Origin of the sequence: Algoriphagus pacificus (genome assembly GCF_017254845.1) — a bacterium.
Classification (GTDB): Bacteria; Bacteroidota; Bacteroidia; order Cytophagales; family Cyclobacteriaceae; genus Algoriphagus; species Algoriphagus pacificus.
This window is the reverse complement of record NZ_JAFKCU010000004.1, coordinates 49,384-73,865: the sequence shown is the minus strand read 5'-3', so window position 1 is coordinate 73,865 and position 24,482 is coordinate 49,384. Positions and strand designations below refer to the sequence as shown.

The 24,482-nt window shown below is 39.8% G+C and carries 20 protein-coding genes; 8 read left to right on the top strand and 12 right to left on the bottom strand.

All coding sequences use genetic code 11. The features are described from left to right. Positions 1 to 42: 42 nt before the first annotated feature. From J0A69_RS16695 to J0A69_RS16680, 4 genes are all read right to left on the bottom strand, one after another. Positions 43 to 1,311 carry an alpha/beta fold hydrolase gene (locus tag J0A69_RS16695; RefSeq protein WP_206587759.1) on the bottom strand — a complete coding sequence of 423 codons (1,269 nt, stop codon included), beginning with the start codon at positions 1,309 to 1,311 and terminating at the stop codon, positions 43 to 45. 115 nt (positions 1,312 to 1,426) lie between these two features. Then, the gene (locus tag J0A69_RS16690; RefSeq protein WP_206587758.1) at positions 1,427 to 2,290 is read right to left on the bottom strand and encodes a sugar phosphate isomerase/epimerase family protein; all 864 of its coding nucleotides are present in this window, start codon (positions 2,288 to 2,290) and stop codon (positions 1,427 to 1,429) included. Positions 2,291 to 2,316: 26 nt separating this feature from the next. Beyond that, entirely contained in the window at positions 2,317 to 4,014 is a 1,698-nt protein-coding gene (locus tag J0A69_RS16685) for a GMC oxidoreductase (protein WP_206587757.1), read from the bottom strand. Between the two features lie 12 nt (positions 4,015 to 4,026). Next, positions 4,027 to 4,584 (bottom strand): gluconate 2-dehydrogenase subunit 3 family protein, encoded by a 558-nt coding sequence (locus J0A69_RS16680; protein WP_206587756.1) that lies wholly within the window; start codon positions 4,582 to 4,584, stop codon positions 4,027 to 4,029. A 204-nt stretch (positions 4,585 to 4,788) separates the two neighbouring features. On the opposite strand from J0A69_RS16680, the gene J0A69_RS16675 reads away from it, so the two are divergent. Further along, complete coding sequence (locus tag J0A69_RS16675) at positions 4,789 to 5,892, top strand: glycoside hydrolase family 43 protein (protein ID WP_206587755.1); 1,104 nt, start codon at positions 4,789 to 4,791, stop codon at positions 5,890 to 5,892. Here the strand turns inward: J0A69_RS16675 and J0A69_RS16670 are convergent. Continuing rightward, positions 5,873 to 8,221, bottom strand: a complete 2,349-nt coding sequence (locus J0A69_RS16670) for a patatin-like phospholipase family protein (protein ID WP_206587754.1) — start codon at positions 8,219 to 8,221, stop codon at positions 5,873 to 5,875. The genes J0A69_RS16675 and J0A69_RS16670 overlap by 20 nt on opposite strands. Before the next feature lie 16 nt (positions 8,222 to 8,237). Beyond that, on the bottom strand, positions 8,238 to 9,662 hold the full coding sequence (locus J0A69_RS16665; RefSeq protein WP_206587753.1) for an amidohydrolase: 1,425 nt from the start codon (positions 9,660 to 9,662) through the stop codon (positions 8,238 to 8,240). Positions 9,663 to 9,892: 230 nt separating this feature from the next. On the opposite strand from J0A69_RS16665, the gene J0A69_RS16660 reads away from it, so the two are divergent. After that, the gene (locus J0A69_RS16660; RefSeq protein ID WP_206587752.1) at positions 9,893 to 10,882 is read left to right on the top strand and encodes a c-type cytochrome; all 990 of its coding nucleotides are present in this window, start codon (positions 9,893 to 9,895) and stop codon (positions 10,880 to 10,882) included. 69 nt (positions 10,883 to 10,951) lie between these two features. On the opposite strand, the gene J0A69_RS16655 is transcribed toward J0A69_RS16660, so the two are convergent. After that, the gene (locus J0A69_RS16655; RefSeq protein ID WP_206587751.1) at positions 10,952 to 11,701 is read right to left on the bottom strand and encodes a DeoR/GlpR family DNA-binding transcription regulator; all 750 of its coding nucleotides are present in this window, start codon (positions 11,699 to 11,701) and stop codon (positions 10,952 to 10,954) included. 217 nt (positions 11,702 to 11,918) lie between these two features. Here J0A69_RS16655 and J0A69_RS16650 point away from each other — a divergent pair, with 217 nt between their 5' ends. The 5 genes from J0A69_RS16650 to J0A69_RS16630 all read left to right on the top strand — a co-directional run bounded on the left by J0A69_RS16650 (position 11,919) and on the right by J0A69_RS16630 (position 17,645). Further along, the gene (locus J0A69_RS16650) at positions 11,919 to 12,590 is read left to right on the top strand and encodes an N-acetylmuramoyl-L-alanine amidase (protein WP_206587750.1); all 672 of its coding nucleotides are present in this window, start codon (positions 11,919 to 11,921) and stop codon (positions 12,588 to 12,590) included. Between the two features lie 10 nt (positions 12,591 to 12,600). Next, complete coding sequence (locus J0A69_RS16645; RefSeq protein WP_236032969.1) at positions 12,601 to 14,232, top strand: glycoside hydrolase family 10 protein; 1,632 nt, start codon at positions 12,601 to 12,603, stop codon at positions 14,230 to 14,232. A 10-nt stretch (positions 14,233 to 14,242) separates the two neighbouring features. Further along, positions 14,243 to 14,737 (top strand): GNAT family N-acetyltransferase, encoded by a 495-nt coding sequence (locus J0A69_RS16640; protein ID WP_206587749.1) that lies wholly within the window; start codon positions 14,243 to 14,245, stop codon positions 14,735 to 14,737. After that, on the top strand, positions 14,718 to 15,980 hold the full coding sequence (locus tag J0A69_RS16635) for an MFS transporter (protein ID WP_206587748.1): 1,263 nt from the start codon (positions 14,718 to 14,720) through the stop codon (positions 15,978 to 15,980). The genes J0A69_RS16640 and J0A69_RS16635 overlap by 20 nt, the downstream gene beginning before the upstream one ends. 102 nt (positions 15,981 to 16,082) lie before the next feature. Next, on the top strand, positions 16,083 to 17,645 hold the full coding sequence (locus tag J0A69_RS16630) for a glycoside hydrolase family 3 protein (RefSeq protein WP_206587747.1): 1,563 nt from the start codon (positions 16,083 to 16,085) through the stop codon (positions 17,643 to 17,645). A 56-nt stretch (positions 17,646 to 17,701) separates the two neighbouring features. Here the strand turns inward: J0A69_RS16630 and J0A69_RS16625 are convergent, their stop codons facing one another. From J0A69_RS16625 to J0A69_RS16605, 5 genes are all read right to left on the bottom strand, one after another. Continuing rightward, a complete protein-coding gene (locus tag J0A69_RS16625) occupies positions 17,702 to 18,292 on the bottom strand; it encodes a DUF4142 domain-containing protein (RefSeq protein WP_206587746.1) in 591 nt (196 codons plus the stop codon). Between the two features lie 139 nt (positions 18,293 to 18,431). Next, a complete protein-coding gene (locus J0A69_RS16620) occupies positions 18,432 to 19,568 on the bottom strand; it encodes a hypothetical protein (RefSeq protein ID WP_206587745.1) in 1,137 nt (378 codons plus the stop codon). 63 nt (positions 19,569 to 19,631) lie between these two features. Further along, positions 19,632 to 20,783 carry an aldose epimerase family protein gene (locus J0A69_RS16615; protein WP_206587744.1) on the bottom strand — a complete coding sequence of 384 codons (1,152 nt, stop codon included), beginning with the start codon at positions 20,781 to 20,783 and terminating at the stop codon, positions 19,632 to 19,634. A gap of 46 nt (positions 20,784 to 20,829) precedes the next feature. Then, the gene (locus J0A69_RS16610) at positions 20,830 to 22,197 is read right to left on the bottom strand and encodes an amidohydrolase family protein (protein ID WP_206587743.1); all 1,368 of its coding nucleotides are present in this window, start codon (positions 22,195 to 22,197) and stop codon (positions 20,830 to 20,832) included. 113 nt (positions 22,198 to 22,310) lie between these two features. Continuing rightward, on the bottom strand, positions 22,311 to 22,790 hold the full coding sequence (locus tag J0A69_RS16605; protein WP_206587742.1) for a gluconokinase: 480 nt from the start codon (positions 22,788 to 22,790) through the stop codon (positions 22,311 to 22,313). A 51-nt stretch (positions 22,791 to 22,841) separates the two neighbouring features. Here J0A69_RS16605 and J0A69_RS16600 point away from each other — a divergent pair, with 51 nt between their 5' ends. Beyond that, the gene (locus J0A69_RS16600; protein ID WP_206587741.1) at positions 22,842 to 24,296 is read left to right on the top strand and encodes a DUF294 nucleotidyltransferase-like domain-containing protein; all 1,455 of its coding nucleotides are present in this window, start codon (positions 22,842 to 22,844) and stop codon (positions 24,294 to 24,296) included. Positions 24,297 to 24,482 lie beyond the last annotated feature (186 nt).

The following is a 24,482-nucleotide window of genomic DNA, read 5'->3' as shown; positions in this document are numbered from 1 at the left end:
GAGCGAAAACCCGGAATTCAATTAAAAGCAATTCAACAAATATCAATTTTGACTTGCCAGCATTTCTTTACTCTTAGCAAGATTTTTTCGGAATAATTCCAAATCACGGTGGGAAACATCAGTCCCTAATTCAATTGCTTTTTCGAAATAAGGAATAGCTTCTTCTACTTTTCCCAGTGCAAGCAATCCATCTCCGTAAGAATCATAAACGTTAGCGGACTGAGGGTATCTTTCTAAATTCTTTTCAAAAAGCACCAGAGCCTGTTCGTACTGATCATGTCGCATCAAGCTATAGCCCAACATATTATAAGTCCTTTCAGTAATCAGTGATTTAGGCATGTAGGTAACTAAACCATCTAAATATTCACCATAAGAATCCGCATCTAATTTTAGTCCTGCATTCAAAATCTGAAATTCAACATCGCTGAAAATTAGATTTTGAACATTGGAAGAAATCAAAAGTGGCTCTTGATAAGGCAAAATATTCATAGAACCAGAAGATAAAACCAATGATGTTTTGGTTTTGTCTAGAAGGAATTCTTCAAAATAATCTACTTTCCCAGCAATAAGTTTTTTATAGAACTCTCTCGAATCCATCGACAATCTTCCCATCATTGGGAACATATCAGCTTTTCTTCCAATCATAACCGAGGACTTGAGGAATTCTACTTTTTTTGACTCCCAATCCACTTGGTTGTTTTTTAATAAGGATATGAATGCGGAAACTTCTTTTTGGACTCCAGGGTTATGGCGATTCATTCGGGTTTCTAAAAATTCAAGGTATTCTTCTGAGAGAAGCGCTCCATCCAATCCATCTTTCGTAAGTAAAGCAGTCAGATCCTCTTGATTATCTAAATCAGTGATCGGATCCAAATAAAGCAAGCCCATTACATCATTGGAAAAATTAGCTGCAAACTCCCTGCTGATCAGTGCTCCCCAATTATGGCCAACCAAAATGTAAGGGGGGTCAATTTTCATTCCTTCCAATAAAGCTTTCAACTCATGGGCTCGGCTGGAGATACTTATTGAATCAGAGGATAAATCTGATTGACCGATACCTGCTCGATTGTAAGATAAAACGGGAGCATAATCAGAAACTTGAGCAAAAGCCTGATCCCAAATCGATAAATCCTCTGCGAGTCCTGATTCAAAAATCACAACAGGTTGCATTAATTTCCTTTCCTCCAAACCAGATGTTTTCACTTCCACCATCCGCCCGTCAACGGAAACAAGTCTTGATTTAACTTGTGAGAAACCTGAAAAACTGATTAATAGAAAAGAAAAGAGCCCAGTTAAAAATGTATTTCTCATAACAATTGGATTAGTTCGAACTAAAATTTACAAACTAAAATTGTTATTTACACACTAATGATCAATGTTTTACAAATTTTAACCTGAAGAACCCGACCCTGTTCTACACTAGAATTTAGTATTTAAGGCTTTTTAAGTAAGCAATGCTTTTCGGAAGATTCTCGAGTTCGTTATCACTTTCATCTTCTATAAACATATGCTTGATCCCGATTTTATTGGACTCCCGAAGTATACCAGGAATATCCAGTTCGCCTGTCCCCAATGGAACATCATTTTCTGGTCCTGTGAGGCCCGTCATGTCTTTTGGAGCCCCTTTCCTGAAATCTTTCAAATGCAATGACACCCATCGATCTCCATACTTTTTGAGTAAAGCCACTGGATCCCCTCCTCCAAAATGAGTCCACATCACATCCATCTGGAAAGACACATATTCTGGATCGGTGTTTTCGATGATATAATCCAACAAAGTTCCATTTTCATAAGGCTGAAATTCGTAGCCGTGAACATGGTATTTGAAAACAATCCCATTCTCCTTCAATACTTTTCCTCCCTCATTGAATGCCTTGATCGCACGATCTGCATTTACCTTGGTGAAATCTCCATTATGAGGTAACCAAGAACACATTACATACTTTGCTCCTAACGCTTTCACTCGATCCGCTACTGCCTGTGGATTTTCTTCCAATTGCTCAAAGCCGGTTCCTGTGGATGGAATACTTATTCCTCTAGCTTCGCAAAGTTTAATGAATTCTTCTGTTGTTACACCTCTTGGTGCTCCACCTTCCAACTCTTTGAAACCCATTTTCTGGATTATATCGAGTGTAGCTTCCACTCCATTTGCCCAATGATTCCGGAAAGAATAAGATTGGACTCCAAGTGGAACTTGCATCAAAGGATCTCCTTTTTCCTGCGCATTGGCATCAAAAAAGATCAAAGGTCCGATTAATAAAAGGAGCAGTAAAACAGGTTTGATTTTCATTTTTAATAGAAACTTGTATTCAATTATTATAGATTCAATTTATTCAGTTCTTCAACTGCATGGTTCGCCGCTCTTGCAGTCAGCGCCATAAAAGTCAATGTTGGATTTTGGGTACTTGTACTAGTCATACATGCTCCATCCGTTACAAAAACATTTTTACAGAGATGCAATTGATTCCATTCATTGAGCAAAGAATCTTTAGGGTCTTTCCCCATTCTCACTCCTCCCATTTCATGGATGTCCGAACCAGGATCAGAATGTGAATCTTCTACTTTGATGTTTTTGAAACCTGCCCGCTCATACATTTCTGTTTGCTGAGCAACGAAATCTGCTGCCATTTTATCATCATTTTCCTTCCACTCAACTGAAAGAATGATTTGTGGAATCCCGTATTTATCCACTTGATCTGGGCTGAGTCGCATGTGATTATCTTCCACAGGAACAGTTTCACCCTGCATCCAAGAAGCCAATCCCCAGACATCATTGTATTTTTGATTGAGCAAATTATCTCTCAGTTCATCTCCAATCATGCTAGTATCCGAACCCATGCTTCTTCCGCCAGACATTCCAATGGAATAGCCTCGAAGAAAATCAGTTTCTTGTTTGAAAACATTTCGGAATCTCGGCACATAAGCATGGCCCGGGTTTCTACCCATGTTGGCTTTATCTAAAAATCCTTCGAAAGTTGCATAGCCTTTGCCTCGATAATTATGGCAAGCCAGAAACTTACCCATCAATCCATTTTCATTTCCAATTCCGTTGGAAAATGTACTGGATTTTGAATTCAGTAAAATCGCATTGGAAGCTATCGTGGATGCATTTACAAAGATGATTTTCGCATAAAACTCGATGGCTTCTTTGCTATGACGATCGATGATTCTTACTCCAGTTGCTTTTCCTTTTGCATCATCATAAATAATTGATTCTACCACAGCATCAGGTCTGACAGTTAGATTTCCAGTTTTCTCTGCCCATGGCAAAGTAGATGCATTGGCAGAAAAGTAACCGCCGTAGACACAACCCCGATTACACATGGCTTGATTCTGGCATTTATTTCTTCCCTGCTGCTTATGGATTTCCTGTGGATCAGTCAAATGAGCGCATCGCCCTTGTATCAAATGCCTGTTTCCATAATTTGCCTGCAACTGCTCTTTATAATATTGCTCAATGCAACTCAGTTCAAAGCCTGGCATCACCTCAGAATCCGGAAGTTCGGGTAATCCATCTTTACTTCCTGCGATACCTGCAAAGCGCTCCACATATTCATACCAAGGATTTAGATCTTTGGTGCGAATAGGCCAATCAATTGCAAATCCATCTCTAGCTGGACCTTCAAAATCATAATCTGACCAGCGTTGCGTGGCTCTTGCCCAGAGCAGAGATTTCCCACCAACATGATAGCCTCTAAACCATCGAAATGGCTTCTCCTGGATAATAGGTTGCTCATCATCTGCCAAAGCCCAATGAGCTGTTTCTTCTCTCAACCATCTTCCTCCACCGATTCCTGATCTTTTTTCCAAAGGGACGGCCCCACGGAATTCAAATTCCCAAGGTGCCTTGGAAGCTGTAGGATAATCTTCAATATGTTTGACCATCCTTCCTCTTTCGAGAACCAAGGTTTTCAGTCCTTTTTCTGTTAGTTCTTTGGCGGCCCAACCTCCGCTGGCTCCAGAACCTATCACAATGGCGTCGTATGTGCGCTTTTCTTTTGAATCTTGTAGCATTTTCTGGGTGGTTTAAGCTTTGGCTGGAACATCTGCACATCCGGTATAAAAGCCCGGAGCGACTTTATAATCTCGGTATTCAACCATCACTTCTTTGACAGTAGTAAAACCTACAATGGTCTGCTCTTTCATCAGGTCAAAGAATTTTTTCTGATTCTCATCCTCTGAAGTTCCCATCATGGTGAGTAGATTTTCACGATCCGACTTTGGTAGCTTATAGAAATCATCACCCATTTGGGAATTGGCATTACTATTCAAGATCTCTAATTCCTGCTTGATCAGATCCTGATCTTCTTTTTCATAGCATTGCTCGAAAAGTTTAATAAGATATTTATCAGTTCCTGTGCTTAATGCTCCAATAGGTTTTGCTTCAGCACTTGGAACAATTGGGGGAAGACCTTCTGGGATAATGGTATCGGCAATACTTGAGATTAATTTTTCCTCCTCCAAGGTGAAAAATCCTTTGTGAGTGAGGTTGTCAATGATTTGCCACTTCCAGTCGACAAGTGCCAAACCGGCAATACCAGCAACCGAAGCCCCAAGGACTTTGAGTGATTTTCTACGATTCATACGAAAGGTTAAAATGGGTTTTTGTATGTCCAATATACCGAATTCATTGATATTCAGAATATCAAATACTATATCTGGCTCGACATTTAGATCAATGGTTTGCTTCAAATTAACGGTATGTGTAGCGGAAGCAATTCCACCAGGATTTCTTGAAAAATCTTTTTTTCAATTTAACTTGAGCTCAATATCTAAACATACCAACCTATGAATAACCTATTTAGAATCCTACCTGCGGTAGCTGTAAGCATTGGCTTTTCAGCTTGCAACAACTCCTCTCAAACTTCTGAAGTCGAAGAAGAAACTGTAGTAGTGGACAGTACTGCTGCAAAGTATCTTTCCCAACCTTTGATCACGGATCTATTCACTGCAGATCCCTCAGCACATGTTTTTGATGGGAAAATATACATCTATCCCTCTCATGATATTGAGTCCGATGTCTCTCAAGATGATTTAGGTTCACATTTTAATATGATGGACTACCATGTTTATACCATGGATTCTCCTGATTCACCAGTGGTAGACGCAGGAAAAGTCTTGGGAGTGGAAGATGTTGCTTGGGCTAAGAGGCAACTTTGGGCACCGGATGCAGCAGAAAAAGACGGCAAGTATTATCTGTATTTCCCTGCAAAGGATGAACAGGATATTTTTAAAATCGGCGTTGCAGTAGGAGATTCTCCGACCGGTCCGTTTACTGCTCAACCTGAGCCAATCAAAGGCAGTTATAGTATCGATCCTGCAGTTTTTGAAGACACAGATGGGTCGTATTACATGTATTTTGGCGGAATCTGGGGAGGCCAACTTCAGAAATACCGAGACAATAAATTTGACGATAAAGGTCCAGCACCTACTGATGGCCTACCAGCAGATGACCAGCCTGCCCTAGGACCAATTATCGCCAAAATGAGCGATAACATGTTGGAATTTTCTGAAACACCCAAAGAAATCAAGATTTTGGATAAAGTCGGAAATCCGCTTTTGAATGGTGACAATGAAAGAAGGTTCTTCGAAGCAGCCTGGGTTCATAAGTATAATGGAACATATTATTTATCCTATTCCACAGGAGATACCCATAACATAGCATACGCAACAGCTGACAATCCTTATGGACCTTTTACATATCAAGGAGTAGTTTTAAATCCAGTGGAAGGATGGACAAATCATCATTCCATCGTGGAGGTAAATGGCGAATGGTATTTATTCTACCACGACACACAGCTTTCTGGAGAAACGCACCTGCGAAATATCAAGATGACTAAGCTGACCCATTTGCCTGATGGGTCCATTCAAACTATCGATCCGAATAATTAAAGGAGAAACCAAGGGAAAAATAAGAGCGAAGCTTTTTGTCTGAACTATTGCTACTGACTCCTACTGTGATCGGTCCGATAATAGATTGATAAGTTATATCTGTTCCAAAACCAAAGAAAGAATCAGTCTGAAAAAGTTTGTCAAAAAACTCTTCATCGTTTAATGCGAACGTATCGCTAAAACCCAAATAATTCGCACCAGCTCGGAGGTATATCTTTTTAAGAGGGATAAACTGAGCACTCATTCCAAGTTTGGCAAAATTTGGGGATTGGACTTCTGCATAGTTCAATCCCCAAAAATTGGTATCCGAAAATCGGATATTCTGATAGCCTCCCACAAAAAATTCCTGATAAACTCTACCTGCAGTATTAGTCAAAGTCAATCCACCAGCTACTTCTGGTTTAAATTGAAATTTTGGGCTTAAATACAGGAATTTACTATATCTGCCAAGGATAGAAAAATAAGGATCTGGCTCCAAAGCATCTGTAAATCCAGGAAGATCTTCTTTTGCAATCGGAATCTCAATTCCATCCAAATTCAGGACTAATTCATCGAATCCAGACTTCAGATTTATAGTTAGATTATTGGTCAGATGAAAGGTAGGTTCAAATAATCCCTCTGCACCTCTAGTTGGATAATTCCTGTCGTTTTGAGAATTTCTATAATAACGAAATCTCAATCCAAGGGAGCTTTGAACGCCATTTTTTAATGCGTCGGAAAAGTTGAAATTAAACTGAAGCCTTGATTTACTGTATTCGTAAATCGCTCCCAGGGCAAAAAATTGCTTGAGTGATCCTGTGGTAATCATTTGCGCCACAAGACTTGAATTCCTATCCACAAGAATGAAAGATTCTTCTCCATTTTCATATTGAGGCAATTGCTGGCGAAGTAGATTCAATCTTGCATTAAACGCTAAATTTTTATTTCCAGCAAAGTATTTATAATGGTCGATTCGAGCTTTTGGATTTTCTGATACATCCAGCAAAAACACTGTTCTGCTATTTTTCCCTATAAAATCCCTAGCAGTTAAATTAAAAAGAATTCCTGCAGAAAATCGATTGTCATAGTGGATCGCTGTACTCAGAAGTGTGGCTGGCTTTTCCTTTAGTCGGACTTTTAAATTGTATCTATCCTCACCAAAAGGAACCAAAGAGTAATCCACTTTATAAAAGCCATTGATTCCATAAACCCGTCGGATTGCTGTTTCCAATTCTTCCCGTGAAACTGTTTCTCCTGCACTAATACCTAATTTTGATTGAAGCAAACTTGTGGAAAACAGTCTATTTCCAACAAAAGAAACTCCTGAAATTTGAATCGGAGCTTCTTTGAACCCTATTCCAAGCACTTTATCATTTCTTCCCAGACTATCCGCCAATTGCTTAAAATCATCAAAATAAAGCTGACCCGTTTCATCGCCCAAAGCCAAAATCTCTTTGTAATTCCCAAAGCTTGCTGTAGAATAAATCCCTAGGTCAGGCTTGATATAAATATCACATTGCTCAATATTCCCCTTAGTTTTAGCAAGCGATTGTGACATCGCCAATTGCATCAAAATACCTCCGAAACCTCCTAATTGGTCTACTTCCAAAAAATCCTCATCAGAAACATTAACTCCAATCACGATGTCTGCTCCCATTTCTTTGGCGATATCAACTGGGAAATTATTTACAACTCCTCCATCAACCACTGCGGTACTATCCAAATCAAATGCTGTAAATGCTGTAGGGATCGCAATACTGGATCGCATGGCATCATGCAGGTATCCATCATCAAAAATTATGGGTTGACCAGTAGCAATATCAGTTGCCACGCATCGAAATGGAATCGGAAAATCATCAAAACTCTTATAATTATTCGCAGGCCAGGTATAATAATGCAATACTTCCGAAAGCATCTGACCTTCAATCAAACCCGAAGGAAAAGCTATTTTCCCATTCACTACAGGAAACTCCAATAAATAGCGATTGTAATACTCTTTTTCCTCGAAGGCTATGGTATTGAATTCAACCCGATTGGAAATAATCAGATCCCAATCAATATTCAGAATGATTTCTTCCAATTCATCCGCACTATACCCTAAAGCATACAAGCCTCCGACAACAGATCCCATGCTGGTCCCCACGACATAATCAGGTCTGATCCCGGCCTTTTCCATGGACCTGATGATTCCGATATGGGCCATTCCTTTAGCTCCTCCTCCACTCAAAACCAGACCTATTTTAGGCCTGGTTTCGGAGGAATTATTCTCTTGAAAAGCAGCACTGGGAAAAGTTATACTGAGTAAAAAACCTAGTGTTAGAATAATCTGAAAAGATCTAAAAGCCGCCATTCAATGTTGATTTGAGTTATTTTCTGTAATCTAATGGAGCAGATCTTTCTCCTGTCAAAGCTTCGTATTTAAAACCAGCACCTCTTCTTTTATCCAATTCTACCTTTGCTTTTTCAGCGATCGATGGATCCTTGAAAATATCCATTGCTGTCAAAGTCAGCGTTTTCGCGGCTACCATCATTCCCTTTCTTCCTATGCTTGTTCCTCCAGCAGCTACAGCCTGCCAAGTATGAGCAGAAGTTCCTGGTACCCAAGTGGCAGTACCAAGACCAGCAGTAGGAACCAACCAACTCACATCACCAACGTCAGTTGATCCACCAGAACCTTTTTCATTGACTTCGAAAGGAGCAATTTTGGTCGCATCTTCTGGAGAAACCATCACTCCTGCAGGATAGGTCTTGATAATATCCTCCGCAAAAGCACGCTCTTCAGCATTGTAAGAAATCCCACCGATTTGCTCCAGATTCTTATGCATAACAGTAGCTAGGGTTTCATTCGGTAATAAATTATAGACACCATTGATGATTTCATATTCCATCCTAGTCTGTGTTCCCTGAGCAGCTCCTTCAGCTGCATCTACCATTTTGGCAAAAATCTCTTTCACTTTCATCGCATCTGGATGTCTAACATAATGATAGGATTCTGCAAAAGCTGGAACCACATTTGGCGCTTCACCACCTCTGGTAATTACATAGTGCATTCTTGTTTCCTGTGGCACATGCTCTCTCATCAGGTTAACCATAAAATTCATCGCTTCTACAGCATCCAATGCTGAACGACCCCGATCCGGAGCAGCTGCAGCATGCGAAGCCTCACCATAAAATCTGAATTTGGTAGAAATATTAGCTAAGGAGGAGTTTGCCCCTGCATTATTAGCAGAAGATGGGTGCCAATGCAACATTGCATCCACATCATCCATGATTCCGGCTTTAGCCATATAAACTTTACCGCCACCGCCTTCTTCGGCTGGGGTGCCATACACTCGGATTGTACCTTTAATGTTATTTTCTTTCATCCACTCCATGGTGGAAATACCGGCAGCTACAGATGCTGTTCCAAATAAATGGTGTCCACAGGCATGTCCTGCCCCGCCTTCGATAACTGGATCACGGAATGGAACTGCTTTTTGGGATACGCCAGGCAAAGCATCAAATTCCGCCATGATTCCAATGATTGGTTTCCCTGATCCATATTCTGCCATAAATGCGGTAGGAATATCTGCCACTCCTGCTTTCACAGTGAATCCTGCATCAGTCAATGTTTTCTGCAACAAAGCAGAACTTTGGTTTTCCAAATATCCTAGCTCAGCTAGATCCCATATTTGTTTTGAAATATCACCGTAAAATGCGGCTTTTTCATCTAGTTTTTTTAGTACCTGATCTTCTTGAGCCATCGCACCGAATGCAAAAAAGGCTAAGGCTAGTGTTAAAATTCTCTTCATTTTCAAGGGTGTGGTTGATTAAAGTCTGAAAATAATCAATGTAAAAGAGAATCTGCCTTTTAAGAAATAAAAATTGAAATATCCCGATCTGCTAAAATGAAATACTGCATTTTATCACCTATCAAAGATTTTTTTTTAAGTTTCAAATAATCTAGAGAAGATTCTTACGGCTGATTTTCAGAAATAATTATTATTCCTAATTTCAAGAGAACCAACCTAATACATTTTTTATGAAGAAAGTTTTAAAGATTATCGCTTACCTTTTTGGAATAGTAGCCATCCTTATCATAGGAAGTCTGGCCTATTTACAAATTGCATTTCCAAATGTTCCCGATCCCGAGCCCCTGACATTGGATTATAGTCAAGAGCGAATTGAAAGAGGGGCTTACCTGGCAAACCATGTCACCGTTTGTATGGATTGCCATTCCACTCGTGACTTTTCTTTATTCTCAGGTCCTCCTAGCCCAGGTACTTTGGGTAAAGGAGGAGATAGATTTGATCACAGCATGGGATTTCCAGGAGTATTTTATGCTAAAAACATCACTCCATCCGGAATTTCGGACTATACCGATGGGGAACTCTACCGAGTAATCACCACAGGAGTTACAAATGACGGAAGAGCCATGTTTCCTTTAATGCCTTATCTCTATTATGGAAAAATGGATCCTGAAGACATCTATTCAATTATTGCATACATTCGATCTTTGGATCCAATCGAATATGAAGTTCCAGATTCAAAGGCTGATTTTCCAGTGAATTTCATCATCAAAACCATCCCTACAGCCGCTACTCCAGCGAAAATTCCTGATCCATCTGATCAGGTAGCTTATGGAGCATATATGGTCAATGCCTCAGGTTGTATTGAATGCCATACACCGGTAAACGATCAAGGTCAAATCATTCCTGAGTTTGCATTTTCAGGAGGAAGAGAATTTGGTAACCCGGATGGATCAGTTTTGAGATCATCTAATATCACCCAAGATCCAACTGGAATCGGGAATTGGACTGAGGAGCAATTTGTGCGTCAGTTTAAGCAATATGCAGACTCAGGCTATGTGATTCCTAAAATCCCAAGAGGTGATTTCAACAGCTTGATGCCTTGGACAATGTATTCCGGAATGGAAGAATCAGATCTAAAAGCAATCTATGCATATCTGAAAACCATTGAGCCTATTTCCAAAGAAGTGGTGAAGTTCACACCTGCAGGAAGCTCTGAATAATTAAAAATAATAGTACCTGTTAAGCCTAAAACTTACTCTGGACTTATCTCTTGAGTAAGTTTTTTGTTTTTAGACTAACGTCAAATTAAAAGGACGAAAAGCATCCAACATTTCGTTTTCAGGATCCAATTCTGTAACCAAAACATCTACAGCAGACATATCACAAGTCTTATATTTTTGCACCGAATGAAGTTTATCTGAAACTGATAAAATCACGGTTTTCTTTGCTGCGCGGATCATGGCTTGCTTTACTTGAATCACTTCCCAGTCAAATTCCGTCAACCCAAATTCAGCATCCAGATATCCGGTTCCGAGAATGCACATATCCACTCGAAGTTGAGAAAGTGAGTTGACAACTGTCCCTCCCACGGCAAATTTGGCATCATGGAGTAATTTCCCTCCTAAAAAAATCACCTCTACTTCAGGTAAGTCTAGCAATTCCATGGCTACATGAAGACTAGGAGTAAAAACAGTCAGCGCCAATTTTTTGGGGATCATCTTGGCAACCTCCATATTCGTCGTACCACCACTCATTAAAATCACTTGCCCTTCCGAAAGCAAGGAAACCGTTTTTTCTGCGATGGCTATTTTCTTGGACTGCAGGTACACATTCCCTTCATCCTTTCTGAAATTCATGAATCCAAAGGAAGTCGCTCCTCCATGGACTTTTTTAAGCTTTTTGTCTTTTGCGAGTTCTTTTACATCCCTTCTGACCGTATCAATCGACACATTTAAGCTTTCAGATAAATCATTCAGCAATACCCGGTGATGTAGATGAACTTGGTCGAGAATAAATTTCTGCCTTTCTTCTTTCAGCATAGTTTTAGAATTGAAAGCTTAAACTAGTAAAAGCTGCAAGATCATGCAAGGAATAGGATTGATTGGTAAAATACTGCAAAAATTAGCGTCCGGATCCTCCCATTCCTGTCATTTTCATGCTAGTTTAGCTAAGATTTAAAAATCTCCTAGAAGCAGATCCCAAATCGAATTTTGGTTTTCTCTGACTTTTACAAATCTAAAACCCAGTTCGCCGATTATGAGACTTTTGAAAAATCTTCCTCTTTGGGCTATCCTCATCGCCTCATTTTCATTTGCATGCAGTCAAAAGGCTACATTTAGAATCTTCGAAAAGCCAATCACTTGGAACGAAGAACGCGAAGAGCTTTCTTTAAAATACCTCAAAGAGAGACATGGATTGGATAAAAAGGAAGCCGTGATCGAACCCCAAATGGTGGTGGTTCACTGGACGGCAATCAATTCGATCGAGTCTACTTTTGACGTTTTTGACTCGCCAACTTTGGGAGGAAGAGCTGATTTGACAGGAGCTAGTAACCTGAATGTTTCCAGTCAATTTTTGATTGATAGAGACGGGACGATTTTCAGATTATTACCAGAAACCACTTTTGCAAGACATACCATCGGTTTGAATTACTTGGCAATTGGCATTGAAAATGTAGGTGGAGATAAGGATCCTCTTACAAAAGCTCAGTTGAAGGCAAATGAAATGTTAATCCGTCACCTTCGAAAAAAGTATCCAATTGATTATGTCATTGGACATCATGAATATCAAAATTTCCAAGACACAGACCTGTGGAAAGAAGCTGATCCAAACTACCGAACTGTCAAAACGGATCCCGGGGATTCATTTATGAAAAGACTGAGAAAAAATCTTGAAGATCTCAATTTGAAACCTATACCAACGCACTGATTACCCTTTTATGAAATTCCTTTCTAGGTATCTCTTCCTTCTTTTGGCCTTTGGCCTTATCTTATCCGCCTGTAAATCAACCAAGCCAACAAGCCCTGGGACTCGTCCCTCAGCTCCGATCGGATCAAATCCTTCGCCTAATTCAGGTTCCAACCTTCCGACTAAAACTCTTCCAAAAACTCCTGTTGCACTCGCACCATTAAGCTACCAAATGCCGGAAATGCCAAGGGAATTCCGTGGAGTTTGGATAGCTACTGTGGCGAATATTGACTGGCCTCTTTCTCCGGATGATCCCTACGAAAAACAAAAAAGAGATTTCCTCGAAATCCTAGATTACTATAAGAGTCTCAACTTCAATGCCGTTATCGTACAAGTCAGAACAGCAGGGGATGCATTTTACCCAAGTAATTTGGCACCTTGGTCTAAATACCTGACTGGTAAACAGGGAAAAGCTCCACAAACCACAGAGAATCCACTCACTTGGATGATCAATGAAGCTCATGCGCGGGGAATGGAATTTCATGCTTGGTTGAATCCTTATCGGGCAACGATGGATTTGAAAACGGAGGAACTGAGCCCAGATCACGATTACAATCTGCATCGGGATTGGATGCTGAAATACGGAACCAAGTATTACTATAATCCTGCTTTGCCGGAAGTGAAAAATCACTTGCTGAAAGTCATCAAAGAGATCGTGGATAATTATGACATCGATGCAATCCACTTTGACGACTATTTTTATCCATACAAAATCCCAAGAGAGGATTTTCCTGACAAGGCCAGTTATAACAAGTATAAAAAACCCGGTCAATCGCAGGATGATTGGAGAAGGGACAATGTAAACCAACTCATCTTTGCTCTCAATGAAACCATTAAAGCAAGTAAACCTTGGGTACAGTTTGGGATATCGCCTTTCGGAGTTTGGAGAAATCAGGATAAAGATCCCAAAGGATCGCCAACCAGAGCAGGTCAAACCAATTACGATGACCTATACGCAGATGTGCTGCTATGGATGAAAAATGGATGGGTAGACTACATGATTCCACAATTATATTGGAGCATGGAGCATCCTTTGGCATCTCACAGGATCTTGAATGATTGGTGGGCTCGAAACCATAACAACACCAATATTTATATTGGAAATGGGCCTTATAAAATTAGAGATGATTCTGATGAAGCATGGAAGGACCCAAAAGAAATAAATAATCAGATTTCTTATACAAGAACACTTCCTACCATTCAGGGAAATGCATTTTTCTCAGCCAAATCCATGAAAATCAAAAATCAGGATGTCGCGCAATTGCTGAAAAATGAACTGTATAATGAGCCTACCTTACCTCCTGCTTTCCAACCAAAGTCTCCTGCGATAATAGATATTCCGGTAGTTTTTAGTGTGGAAGCCAACTCAGAAGTCACTTCCATCAGGATGGCAAATCCTTTAGATCCTGCGATTCGTTATGCGTTGATTCAGGGTGCTGATGAGTTAAATTTACTTGCGGATGCTGAAATTCATCCCGTTTGGGTAGGAGGTATGAGAGCAAGAGCTTTGGAAGTTAGCAGCCTGAACACTAAATATCTTGCCATCCGATGGATTGATCATTTTGGCAGAATAGTCCAAACCCAAGTGTATCAAATCCCTTAAATTCAGCATTATGAAAGACATGCTCGTCAGATTGATTGGACTTCCTACCATTTCAGAGGTAGAAAAAACCTTATTCAAAAAAGAGAAAATTGTCTTTCGCAGAGCCATTGCTCCTGAAAAACATTTGGTTTCGGAATGGGTGCTAGATCAGTTTGGGGAATATTGGAAATCTGAAGTTGAGATTGCATTTAGCAGACAACCTGTATCTTGTTGGATTGCTCAAAGAGGAAACGATATTTTAGGATTTGCCTGCTATGAAACCACAGCCCGAAACTTCTTTGGTCCGACTGGAACACTTGAATCAGAGCGAGGAAAAGGAATCGGAAAAATCCTTTTGATCAAGGCATTGGAATCCATGCGTGAAATGGGCTATGCCTATGCAATAATCGGCGGAGTAGGCCCAGCAGAATTTTACCAAAAAGCTGTGGAAGCCAAAGTTATTGAAGGCTCCGAAACCAGCATCTATGAAAATTTGATCCGAAAAAATGACCCAAAAAAATCTTAAAAACCCCTGGATCTGGATTCCTTCTTTGTATTTGACAGAGGGGATTCCTTACATCGTGATCATTGTAGTATCGGTGATTATGTATAAAAAGCTTGGCGTTTCGAATACTGACATTGGCTTGTATACGAGTTTACTTTATCTGCCATGGGTCATCAAACCAATTTGGAGTCCAGTTGTGGACCTTATTGGAAGCAAAAGAAAATGGTTCCTCTCCATGCAGTTTATCCTGTCAATCGTGTTTTTTGGAGTGGGATTGACAACTTCAGGGAGCAACTTTTTCTTTTTGACTTTAGCCTTTTTCTGGATGGGTGCTTTTGCATCTGCCACCAATGATATTGCTTCTGATGGAATGTATTTGATCGCCTTAAAACCTGAGCAACAATCTTTCTTCGTGGGGTTGAGAGGAACTTTCTATCGCATCGGAATGATCACCGGGCAGGGCTTAATAGTTATAGTTGCCGGGTATTTGGAAACAACTTTGGGAGATAATACAAAAGCTTGGTCATACACCATGACCATAGTAGCGGGTTTGATGCTTTTGCTAACGCTTATTAATCAATTAACTACTCCAAAAGTAGAGGAAGTAAAAAAAGAAGGGAAAGAGAAAGCCAGCTTCGGAACCGTATTTTTCACCTTCTTCACCAAGAAAAATATTGGCTTATCCCTCGGGTTTGTTTTACTATATCGATTAGGGGAATCCCAGCTTGTCAAAATGGCTTCGCCATTCCTTTTGGATACGAAAACGACAGGTGGTCTTGAATTGAGTACTTCAGAAGTTGGTTTTCTTTATGGAACAATTGGAGTGATAGCCTTACTTATTGGAGGCATTTTAGGCGGAATCGTCATTTCCAGAGACGGACTGGGCAAATGGATGATACCTATGGCTCTTTCTCTGAACTTGCCAAACCTACTTTATATTGCTCTTGCTTATTTCCAACCAGATAGCATCCTTTATCCGGGGGCTGTTATCATCATTGAGCAATTTGGTTATGGTTTTGGATTTGCTGCTTACATGGTTTTTTTAATCTACCTTGCAGAAGGTTTATTCAAGACCTCCCATTATGCCATTGCAACAGGTTTTATGGCGATGGGAATGATGTTACCCGGAATGCTTTCTGGATATGTTCAGGAATGGCTCGGGTACACAGGATTCTTCGTATGGGTTGGAGTCGCCATGATTCCAGCTTTAGCCATGGCCGCTTCAGTAATTTACCCTAAAGAATTTGGGAAGAAATCTTCCTAAGTATGCTGCCTTGATTTATTCTAATCCACAATCCTTTTGATCCGTATAGTATCTTCTAACCTTTCCTCTTAGAGGTAAAAAAGGATCTCTTAAATTCTCACAATGAACCCAAGCCTCTCAAAAGAGCAAAAAATTGCTCAGATTTTCTTCCCTGCTGCCTTTGTCCATGATACGGAGGAGAATTACCAAGCTTTGGAAAATCTGATTCAAAACGAAAACATCGGTGGACTGACATTTTTTCACAGTAGAATCTCTGCTGCTGCAAATTTTGAAAAAAGACAGGAAGTCCTGAATGTTGAAGATACTCTGGAAAAACTGATCACATTGATCAATCGCTACCAGCAAGCAGCAGCTAACCCCTTATTGATTTCAATAGATGGAGAATTTGGCTTGGCAATGAGAATCGAAGAGACTCCTGCTTATCCTTTTGCCATTTCCTTGGGTGGAATCAGTTTAGAAGCTGAAAAACAAGTGGAAGAAGTGGGATTCAAAATGGGATTGGATATGAAAGCCTGTGGCATCCATCTAAACTTGGCTCCATGCGCTGATGTAAATACCAATCCATTGAATCCAGTGATCGGTTATCGTTCATTTGGATCAGAAACTCCCATTGTAGCAAGGCTTGCTTTGGCAGCATATAAGGGAATGAAAAAAGCAGGAATTGGAGCCTGTCTGAAACATTTTCCCGGGCATGGTGATACCCAGACGGACTCTCATCTTGGTTTACCTGTAGTTCATAAAACAAAGGCACAGTTAGAAGCAGAGGAATTATCTCCTTTTCAATACGGAATTGATCATGGAGTGGAAATGATCATGGTTGGGCATTTGGCAGTACCAGCTCTAAGTGGAGGCAAAGAAATCGCAGCAAGTATCAGTAGGGAAATCATCACTGATCTTTTGAAAAAAGAAATGGGTTTTGAAGGTTTGGTGATTTCAGATGCTTTGAATATGAAGGCCGTTTCGAATCAATTTCCAATCCCTGGACAATTGGAATGGGAAGCTTTTCATGCCGGCAATGATATTCTCTGCTTTTCTGATCATGTCAAAGAAGGGATTGAAACTATAGTAAAGGAAGCGACTGAAGATGAAATAGAGGTAGCTTATCAGAAGATCCAAACGCTCAAGAAAAAACTGGGAGTTGAAAAGAAACACATTGATATCCCTTCATTTGACTGGGAAAACCATGATAAATTATTGGAAAAACTCTCCAAGGAATTTATTTGTCAGCTTCAAGGGGAAATCAATTCTATTCAAATTCGGGACTTAGGAGAATCCGGAAATTTAGGGCACCGCTCATTTCCTGATTCCAATGAGACTACTTTTAGCAAGCTCCTCCACGAAGCTTTTGGCCGAAACCTATTGGAGATTTCTGATAAAAAAGCGGAACTGATGCTTATTTCACTTTTCGTTCCTTCTGCCAAGCCAATCAATCAATTTGGACTGTCGAATGAAGTGATTGAGGAAATAATTCAACTCGCTAAAAGTAAACCTTGCATCCTTTATCTTTTTGGAAATCCTTTAAGCTTAAGACATCTGGGAGATTTAAAAGCCTTTAGATCAATTGTCGTAGCCTATCAATCCTTTGATGCAACGCAGCGGGTGGCAATCAAACACCTGATGGGAGAATCCAAAGCGATCGGCAGACTAAGCGTAAAATTATCCTAAAAAAATAGCCCAGACTTTTTGCCTGGGCTATTTCTAGTACTGGGATTAACTCATTATTAAAGTCCTTCAATACCCAATTCTGCTTTAACCAAAAGCGCTTCTGCCTTGTGGTCTTTTACAATTCCCAAAGATTTTTCTGCATAGCCATTGATGGTAAAGTTTGTTCCATTATCAATCTGATTCTCAAACATTGACATGGAATCATTCAACAAATCAATCTGAAAATTGATAAACTCTTTGTCAAACTCTTCACCTTGAAGTGCTGCCAATTCATCATATTTTGCCTGCATTTCAGCAGAAATCTCCTCTGAAACTTCTACATCTTTTCCATCTGCAATTGCCTCAAATTCCGATCTGCTTTCCATGTTGGCATTAACGATCAACTGAGCATAATCCATCACTGAATCATCTTCTCCATTAGTCATCGCCAGTTCACCAAATTTGATTTGAGCATTGGTATGTTGGGAAGCAGTTATTGCAAAATTTCTGTCTTGCTGACTTACTGTATCCAGAATTGGTTCATCGTCTTCGTTATCGCAGGAGCTTAAACCTCCGATTGTCAAAGCGGCCATAAGAACTGCACCTGATGTTCTTAGCTTTCTTCCGAAAGAGTTGTTGTTTGTTGGTTTTTGGAAATTGGTTTTCATAAGTAATTATAGTTGGTTAATTAATCAACCACCTATTTGCAATCACCATTCCCAAGCCTTGGATTGGCCTTAAAGACCTATTCTAACTAATTCCCTGTGTAAATATTCACCAGACTGTTGAAAGTATTTCTCTTTTACTTCATTTCTCAACAATCTCCCAAATCTCATAAGGATAGTATTCCAGCTCTTCATCACCTTCTTTTACTTTAACCAAAAGTCTATTTTTAGGCAAAGCCATTTCTATCATCCCAGTTGGAATCGTATGCTCACCAGGAAGCTGGACACCGTCTTTAAATAAGATCAAGCGATGCATTTCCGGATCACCTATGCGATAGATCTTATTCGTATTTTTTCTTAATTCATATGAAGCTTCAGATTCACCCCTCACATAAGTCAACCCAAGTAAATCGTTGTCAAACTTTAGCAACTTCCGGTTCATCGCATATAACATCATCCTATCAGAAGTCTTAAAATTTGACTCTCTTAGTGGTATATCATCCAAGGGCTGAAACTCCTCATGGTTCACTTTGATTCTTTTGACTACAAACCAGTTAATTGGATTATAAACTGTGATCTCATTATCAATCGTCGTAGTCAGATATAAGAGATTTTCATCAGGCTTTAATTCATAAATGGAATTAATTGTTACTGGTGATTCTTCATCACCATACCCCTCAAAGACTCCTCTTTCTGATAGGGGAGCAATAGATTGGACTGATTTCAATGAAGGGTCATAATATTCTATCAAATTCACTTTTGATGGAATTTCAAGTCCCAATGCCATCCCAGAAATGTTGGAAACACTGGTCAAAAATGAAATCTCATCTCCTTTGGAAAGAGGAATAAACTTTTCTCTGGGACCTGAATATAAATGTGTTGTAAATTTTGGTTCAAATCGAATCCTTTTGATCAGATTAAATTCCCGGTCATATTTCAGAAGTTGCAATGAAGTCTGAACCCAAATATTGCCATCTGCTGCAAATCCCATTGTCAATGCTGAGGTAGTATAATGGTCTGGGCCATCACCTGTTCTGACTTTGCTTGTGACAATTTTCCCTTCAGCGTCAAAAATCGCCAAAGCAATCTCACCTCCTCCCTTTTCGATAAAGCCTAAATAAACATCCTTTACGGGATCATAGTCCCGAATACCAACTTTCTCCAGACTCTTTATGTTCAAGTCAGCGACTTTTTTTACCTGATAGTTTTGGGCAAATCCTGAAAAGGATAAAAAAATAGCACTTATACCAAGTGCTAAAAAAGTAAGTTTGTTTTTCATGGGTTATTGTTATTTGAAAACAAACTAACTAAAATCTTCTAAAATTAAAACTCAATCTTTCGTTTATTCCTCCACTCCAAACTTAAAAACGATTTCATGAACATATTTTTCTCCAGGTGCCAAAGCTGCAGTTGGAAAATTTGGTTTATTTGGACTATCTGGCCAAGCTTGAGGCTCTAAGCAAAAAGCCCAGAACGGCTGATACACTATTCCTTCTGCACCTTTGAAATTCCGCATTCCATTGGCATTATAAAACTGCACCCCCGGAGCGGTACTGTATACTTGCAAAAACCTTCCACTTTCGGGATGTTTCACCATTGCAATCTCTTGCAGCTCTGAGGAGTTTTCTTTTTTAGTGGTAAAATTATGATCAAAACCACCCCCTATTGCCTCCATTTGTTCACCAAGTACTTTTGGTGTACGAAAATCAAAAGGAGTTCCATCTACAGGCACAACCTCTCCCGTGGTAATCAGCTGCTCATTCATCGCTGTGTAAGCATCCGCATTAATCTGTACCAAATGATCCTTTACATCCCGATCCATACCTCCCAGATTGAAGTAGCTATGGTTGGTCAGATTGACAATGGTCTTTTTATCGGTAGTTGATTCGAATCTGATCTTGATTTCGTTCTCTGGAGTAAGCTCCATATACAACCAAGTATCGAGATTTCCTGGATAGCCCTCCTCTCCATCCACACTCAAGTAATGCATTTTCACGCCAATTGCTCCATCTGCATCATATGTCTCTGCCTGATCCCAGACTTTCACTCCAAAACATTTCTTCCCACCATGCAAATGGTTTTCTCCAATATTCTTGGTGACTTCGTATTTAACCCCATCCAGTTCAAAAGATGCATTGGAAATCCGATTTGCATACCTTCCAACTGCCGCTCCTAGATAAGGCCCATTTCCTGTGAAATATTGAGGTATGCTGTCTAAGGCTAGCACTACATTTTCAGCGTTTCCATTTTTGTCAGGAACGATGATTCTCGAAATAATGCCACCAAAATTCGTCATTTCCACTTGCATGAATCCATTGTCAAGGGAATACTTGAACACATCTTTTCCCTCCCATTCGCCGACTTTCTCAGCCTTCATTTCCAGATTGATTTCTTTTGATTCCACAGATTCTTTGATCTCTTCGGTTTTGTTTTGGCAGGCCAAAATTAGGGTTAAAACCAAAATTGTACTGCAGGATTTAAAGAATACTTTCATAGGTTGTTTTTTGGTTGGGTGAATGAATTTTTAAAAATTAAAAATCTCAACGCTTATGATTCATTTCGATTTTTTCAAGTTGCTTTTGAAGCTCTTGTCTATCATATACTTCCCCTTTCATCACTACCATCACCGGTTCTTTGAGAGTATTCAAATCTTTTAATGGATTCTTTTCTACCATTACAAAATCTGCAGATGCACCAGCCTTGATTACTCCCCATTCTCCCTCCTGATCAAAATATCTCGCAGGATTGACAGAGCCGGATTTTAGGATTTCAAAATTTGACATCCCTGCTTTTGACATCAACTCGATTTCATGATGAATGGAAAATCCAGGAACGTTAAAAACCTGAGGAGAATCTGATGTCATCAAAACAGGAACTCCCGCTTCGTGCAATGTCATAAATAGCTTATTTCTAAAATCAAGATAAGGCTGGACATTGGCTTTGGTCAGAACGCCTCTAGTTTCATAAGGTGTTTTCGCGTTTATCCAATTCTGCACCAAAGTCTCAGACACATATTTCATCTCTGGAATATTTCTGTATTCTTCAGCTGGTTTGAATCCAAAGTACCGATCAAAAAGTGTCAATGTCGGCGCAATCCATACTTTATGCTCCAGACTGAGCTCAATTAATTCAGGCAACCTGCTCCAATCAACTTCCTTAACCAACAGCATGCTGAAAGGGCCGGCTTGCTCAGGATCCAAAACTTTTGAATAATCAGGAATCAAGGCTTCCACATAGCCATCCATATGCTCAATGGATTTATAACCTCCTTTGATGCTCGGAACCAAGCCCACATTAAGTGAAACATGACCTCCAAAAGGAATATCCAATTCTTGGGCTGTTTTTGAAATAGCCAAAAACTCATCCATTTCCAATCCAGGATGAAGTTTTAAATGATCATAACCAGCGGCTTTTTCATCTCGCACCATTTGCGCAGCTTGCTCTGCCGAAGACACTGATGTTCCGCTAAAGGATGGACCTGAAAGAAAAAGTCTTGGTCCTGGAATTTCTCCCGCGTCCACTCGAGCTTTTAGAGGCAAATGAGACGCATGACCTATCATGCCTCTCACTCTTAAAACTCCATTGGCTAAATACAACCACATGGACTCTTCCTGAAACTCGGTATTTCCATTCTGGGCAACTGGGATGTGAGAATGAAACTCAGCCAAACCTGGAAAAACGTAAGCCCCTTTTCCATCAATCATTTCACTTCCTTTAATGCTTGAAGCCTCTGACATTGGAAGGATCTTTACAATTTTTCCATTTTCAACCAGAATCGCATGATTTTCCAACACAGCATCATTTTCCATGCTGATTATATGAACATTGCTAAAAAGCTGTACGTGGGAAAAGGATTGGAAAACAGTCAAAAAACTGATTCCTATAATTAATAATAAAGATTTATTCATCGTGAATGGGATTGGATTCTGCTTTAAGTTCAGGTATTCAGAAATCGAAAGCAACTCTTTAAGGTGTAATAGGAAAGGCAGAAAATAAAACTCTGCTTAAAAGACTTCTTGGGTTATTGCTTTAAATATTCCAATGCTGTTTCAATCATCTCCTCTGGCGAATCTGAAATCGAAAGTTTCAAACCATAGTCCGGTTCTTCCCAAGTTGCAATTTGAGAGTCCAACATTCCGGCTTTCATGTAATGGTTTTTACGGGCAAGCATTCGCTCCCATATCAAATCCCGATTGCCCTCGAGATGGATCCACTGAACCGATGGATTTACTTTTAGAATTTGTCTATAGGACTCTTTCAAGGCAGAACAAGCCAAAACTGCGCCTCCCGTTTTTTCAGATTCTCTTAATTGCTTTGCCAAAGCCTCCAGCCATGGCAATCTATCCTGATCATTCAATGGGATTCCCTGACTCATTTTTGCAATATTCTCTTCCGGATGGAAGTGATCTGCATCAAAAAATGGTAAATTGAAATGGTTGGCAAGCCCCGATCCGATGGTGGTTTTGCCTGTTCCTGATACTCCGGTGACAATTATAAGCATAGCGCAAATTAAGGACTATTTACTAGTTTTAAAGTATTCAAATTTACCAAAATGGACTTTTCAACTCCGGCAATAACCGATCATTTTTATTCTAAAAGAGTCAGGGATTTACACTTTAGACATTTAAGATTGGCTGCTCCAGAAACTCCGGCACATACTTGTGCGGCGCAAATGGCCAGAGAAAAAGTCAGTTGCTTATTTATAGCAAATTCACAGGGTGAATTAATAGGATATATCACGGACATAACTCTTCGGGACAGGCTAGTTGCTAATCAGCTTCCACTGACCACTCCTGTAGCTGAAATCATGGAGCATGACATGGTCACAATCCACCCAGACGCATTTCTGGTAGAAGCACTTATGCTGATGTTCAGGACTAAATCCCGGTATCTTTTGGTAGAAGAAAAAGGGAATTTTGTTGGCTGGATCAGCAGAACCAAGATCCTGACAGAACAATCACAAGGACCTTTCCTTTTCATCCAATCGGTAAAAGAAGCTAGGCAAATCCCTGAGCTTCGGGATAAATGGCTGCGAATGCCAGAAATCATCTACCTCCTTCTTTCCCGAGGCATGAAAGCAGCAATCGTGAATCAGATCATAACAACCGTTGCTGATACCATTGCCCAACGAGTGATCGAACGAGTCATGAAAGAAATCGGTCCGGCTCCTGCTAAGTTTGTCTTTTTTGTAATGGGAAGTGAAGGAAGAGGTGAACTCAGCCTTAAAACCGATCAGGATAATGCCATTATATATGAGGACAAAGCCAATGAACATCGAGAGGAAGTTCGAGCCTATTTTTTAGATTTTGCGACCCGGGTTTCTCAGGCGCTTGATGAGATTGGTATAGATTTCTGTGAAGGAGAGCTAATGGCAATGAATCCTAAATGGACCCACTCCCTGTCCCATTGGAAGAGAAACTACGAAAGCTGGATTCAAGATGCCTCTCAGGAAACAGCTATGAATTATGCAACTTTCTTTGACTGCAGGGCGATTTTTGGAGAATCCACACTATTAGAAGAGTTGAAGGAGCACATGGATCTCTTGCTGCAAAAAGCTCCTGAAAGATTTTTCATCAATCTGGGTCATAATGCCTTGCAATATGAACCTCCCATTACATTTTTTAGGCAGATCAAAACCGAGAAAATCGATGGTGAAAAGCAAATCAATCTAAAACAGACAATGCGGCCAATTGTGGATTTGGCTAGAGTCTATGCCCTAAAGTACCGAGTTTTTGAAACGAATACTATAACTCGTTTGGAGCAGTTACGAGAGAAAGGAGTCTTTTCTCCCAAAGAGGCTCAAGAGTTAATTCATGCTTTTGACTATCTGATGACTTTGCGATTGGAAAACCAGTCAAAACAAATGCTGGAAGAACGGAAAAAGCCAAAGAATTTTTTGATCATCAATCAAATCACGAAAGTCCAAACCGTCACTCTTTTAGAAATTTTTAAGGTGATTGAAGAGTTTCAGGCTCGAATCAAAATTGCATTTACTCGAACATTATGAGTTAATCAAAAGATACTTTTATAAAATTTTTATAAAAGTGTATTTTAATCGAAAACTTTTTTTTAGATTTGTCTAGTCGAAGAAAGCTATGGCAAATTCTTTCTTCACCAAATTATATTCTTTGAATTAAATCATACATTAAAATTTTATCAGTATGTTTTGATTTAATTGATGAATATCCTTTGG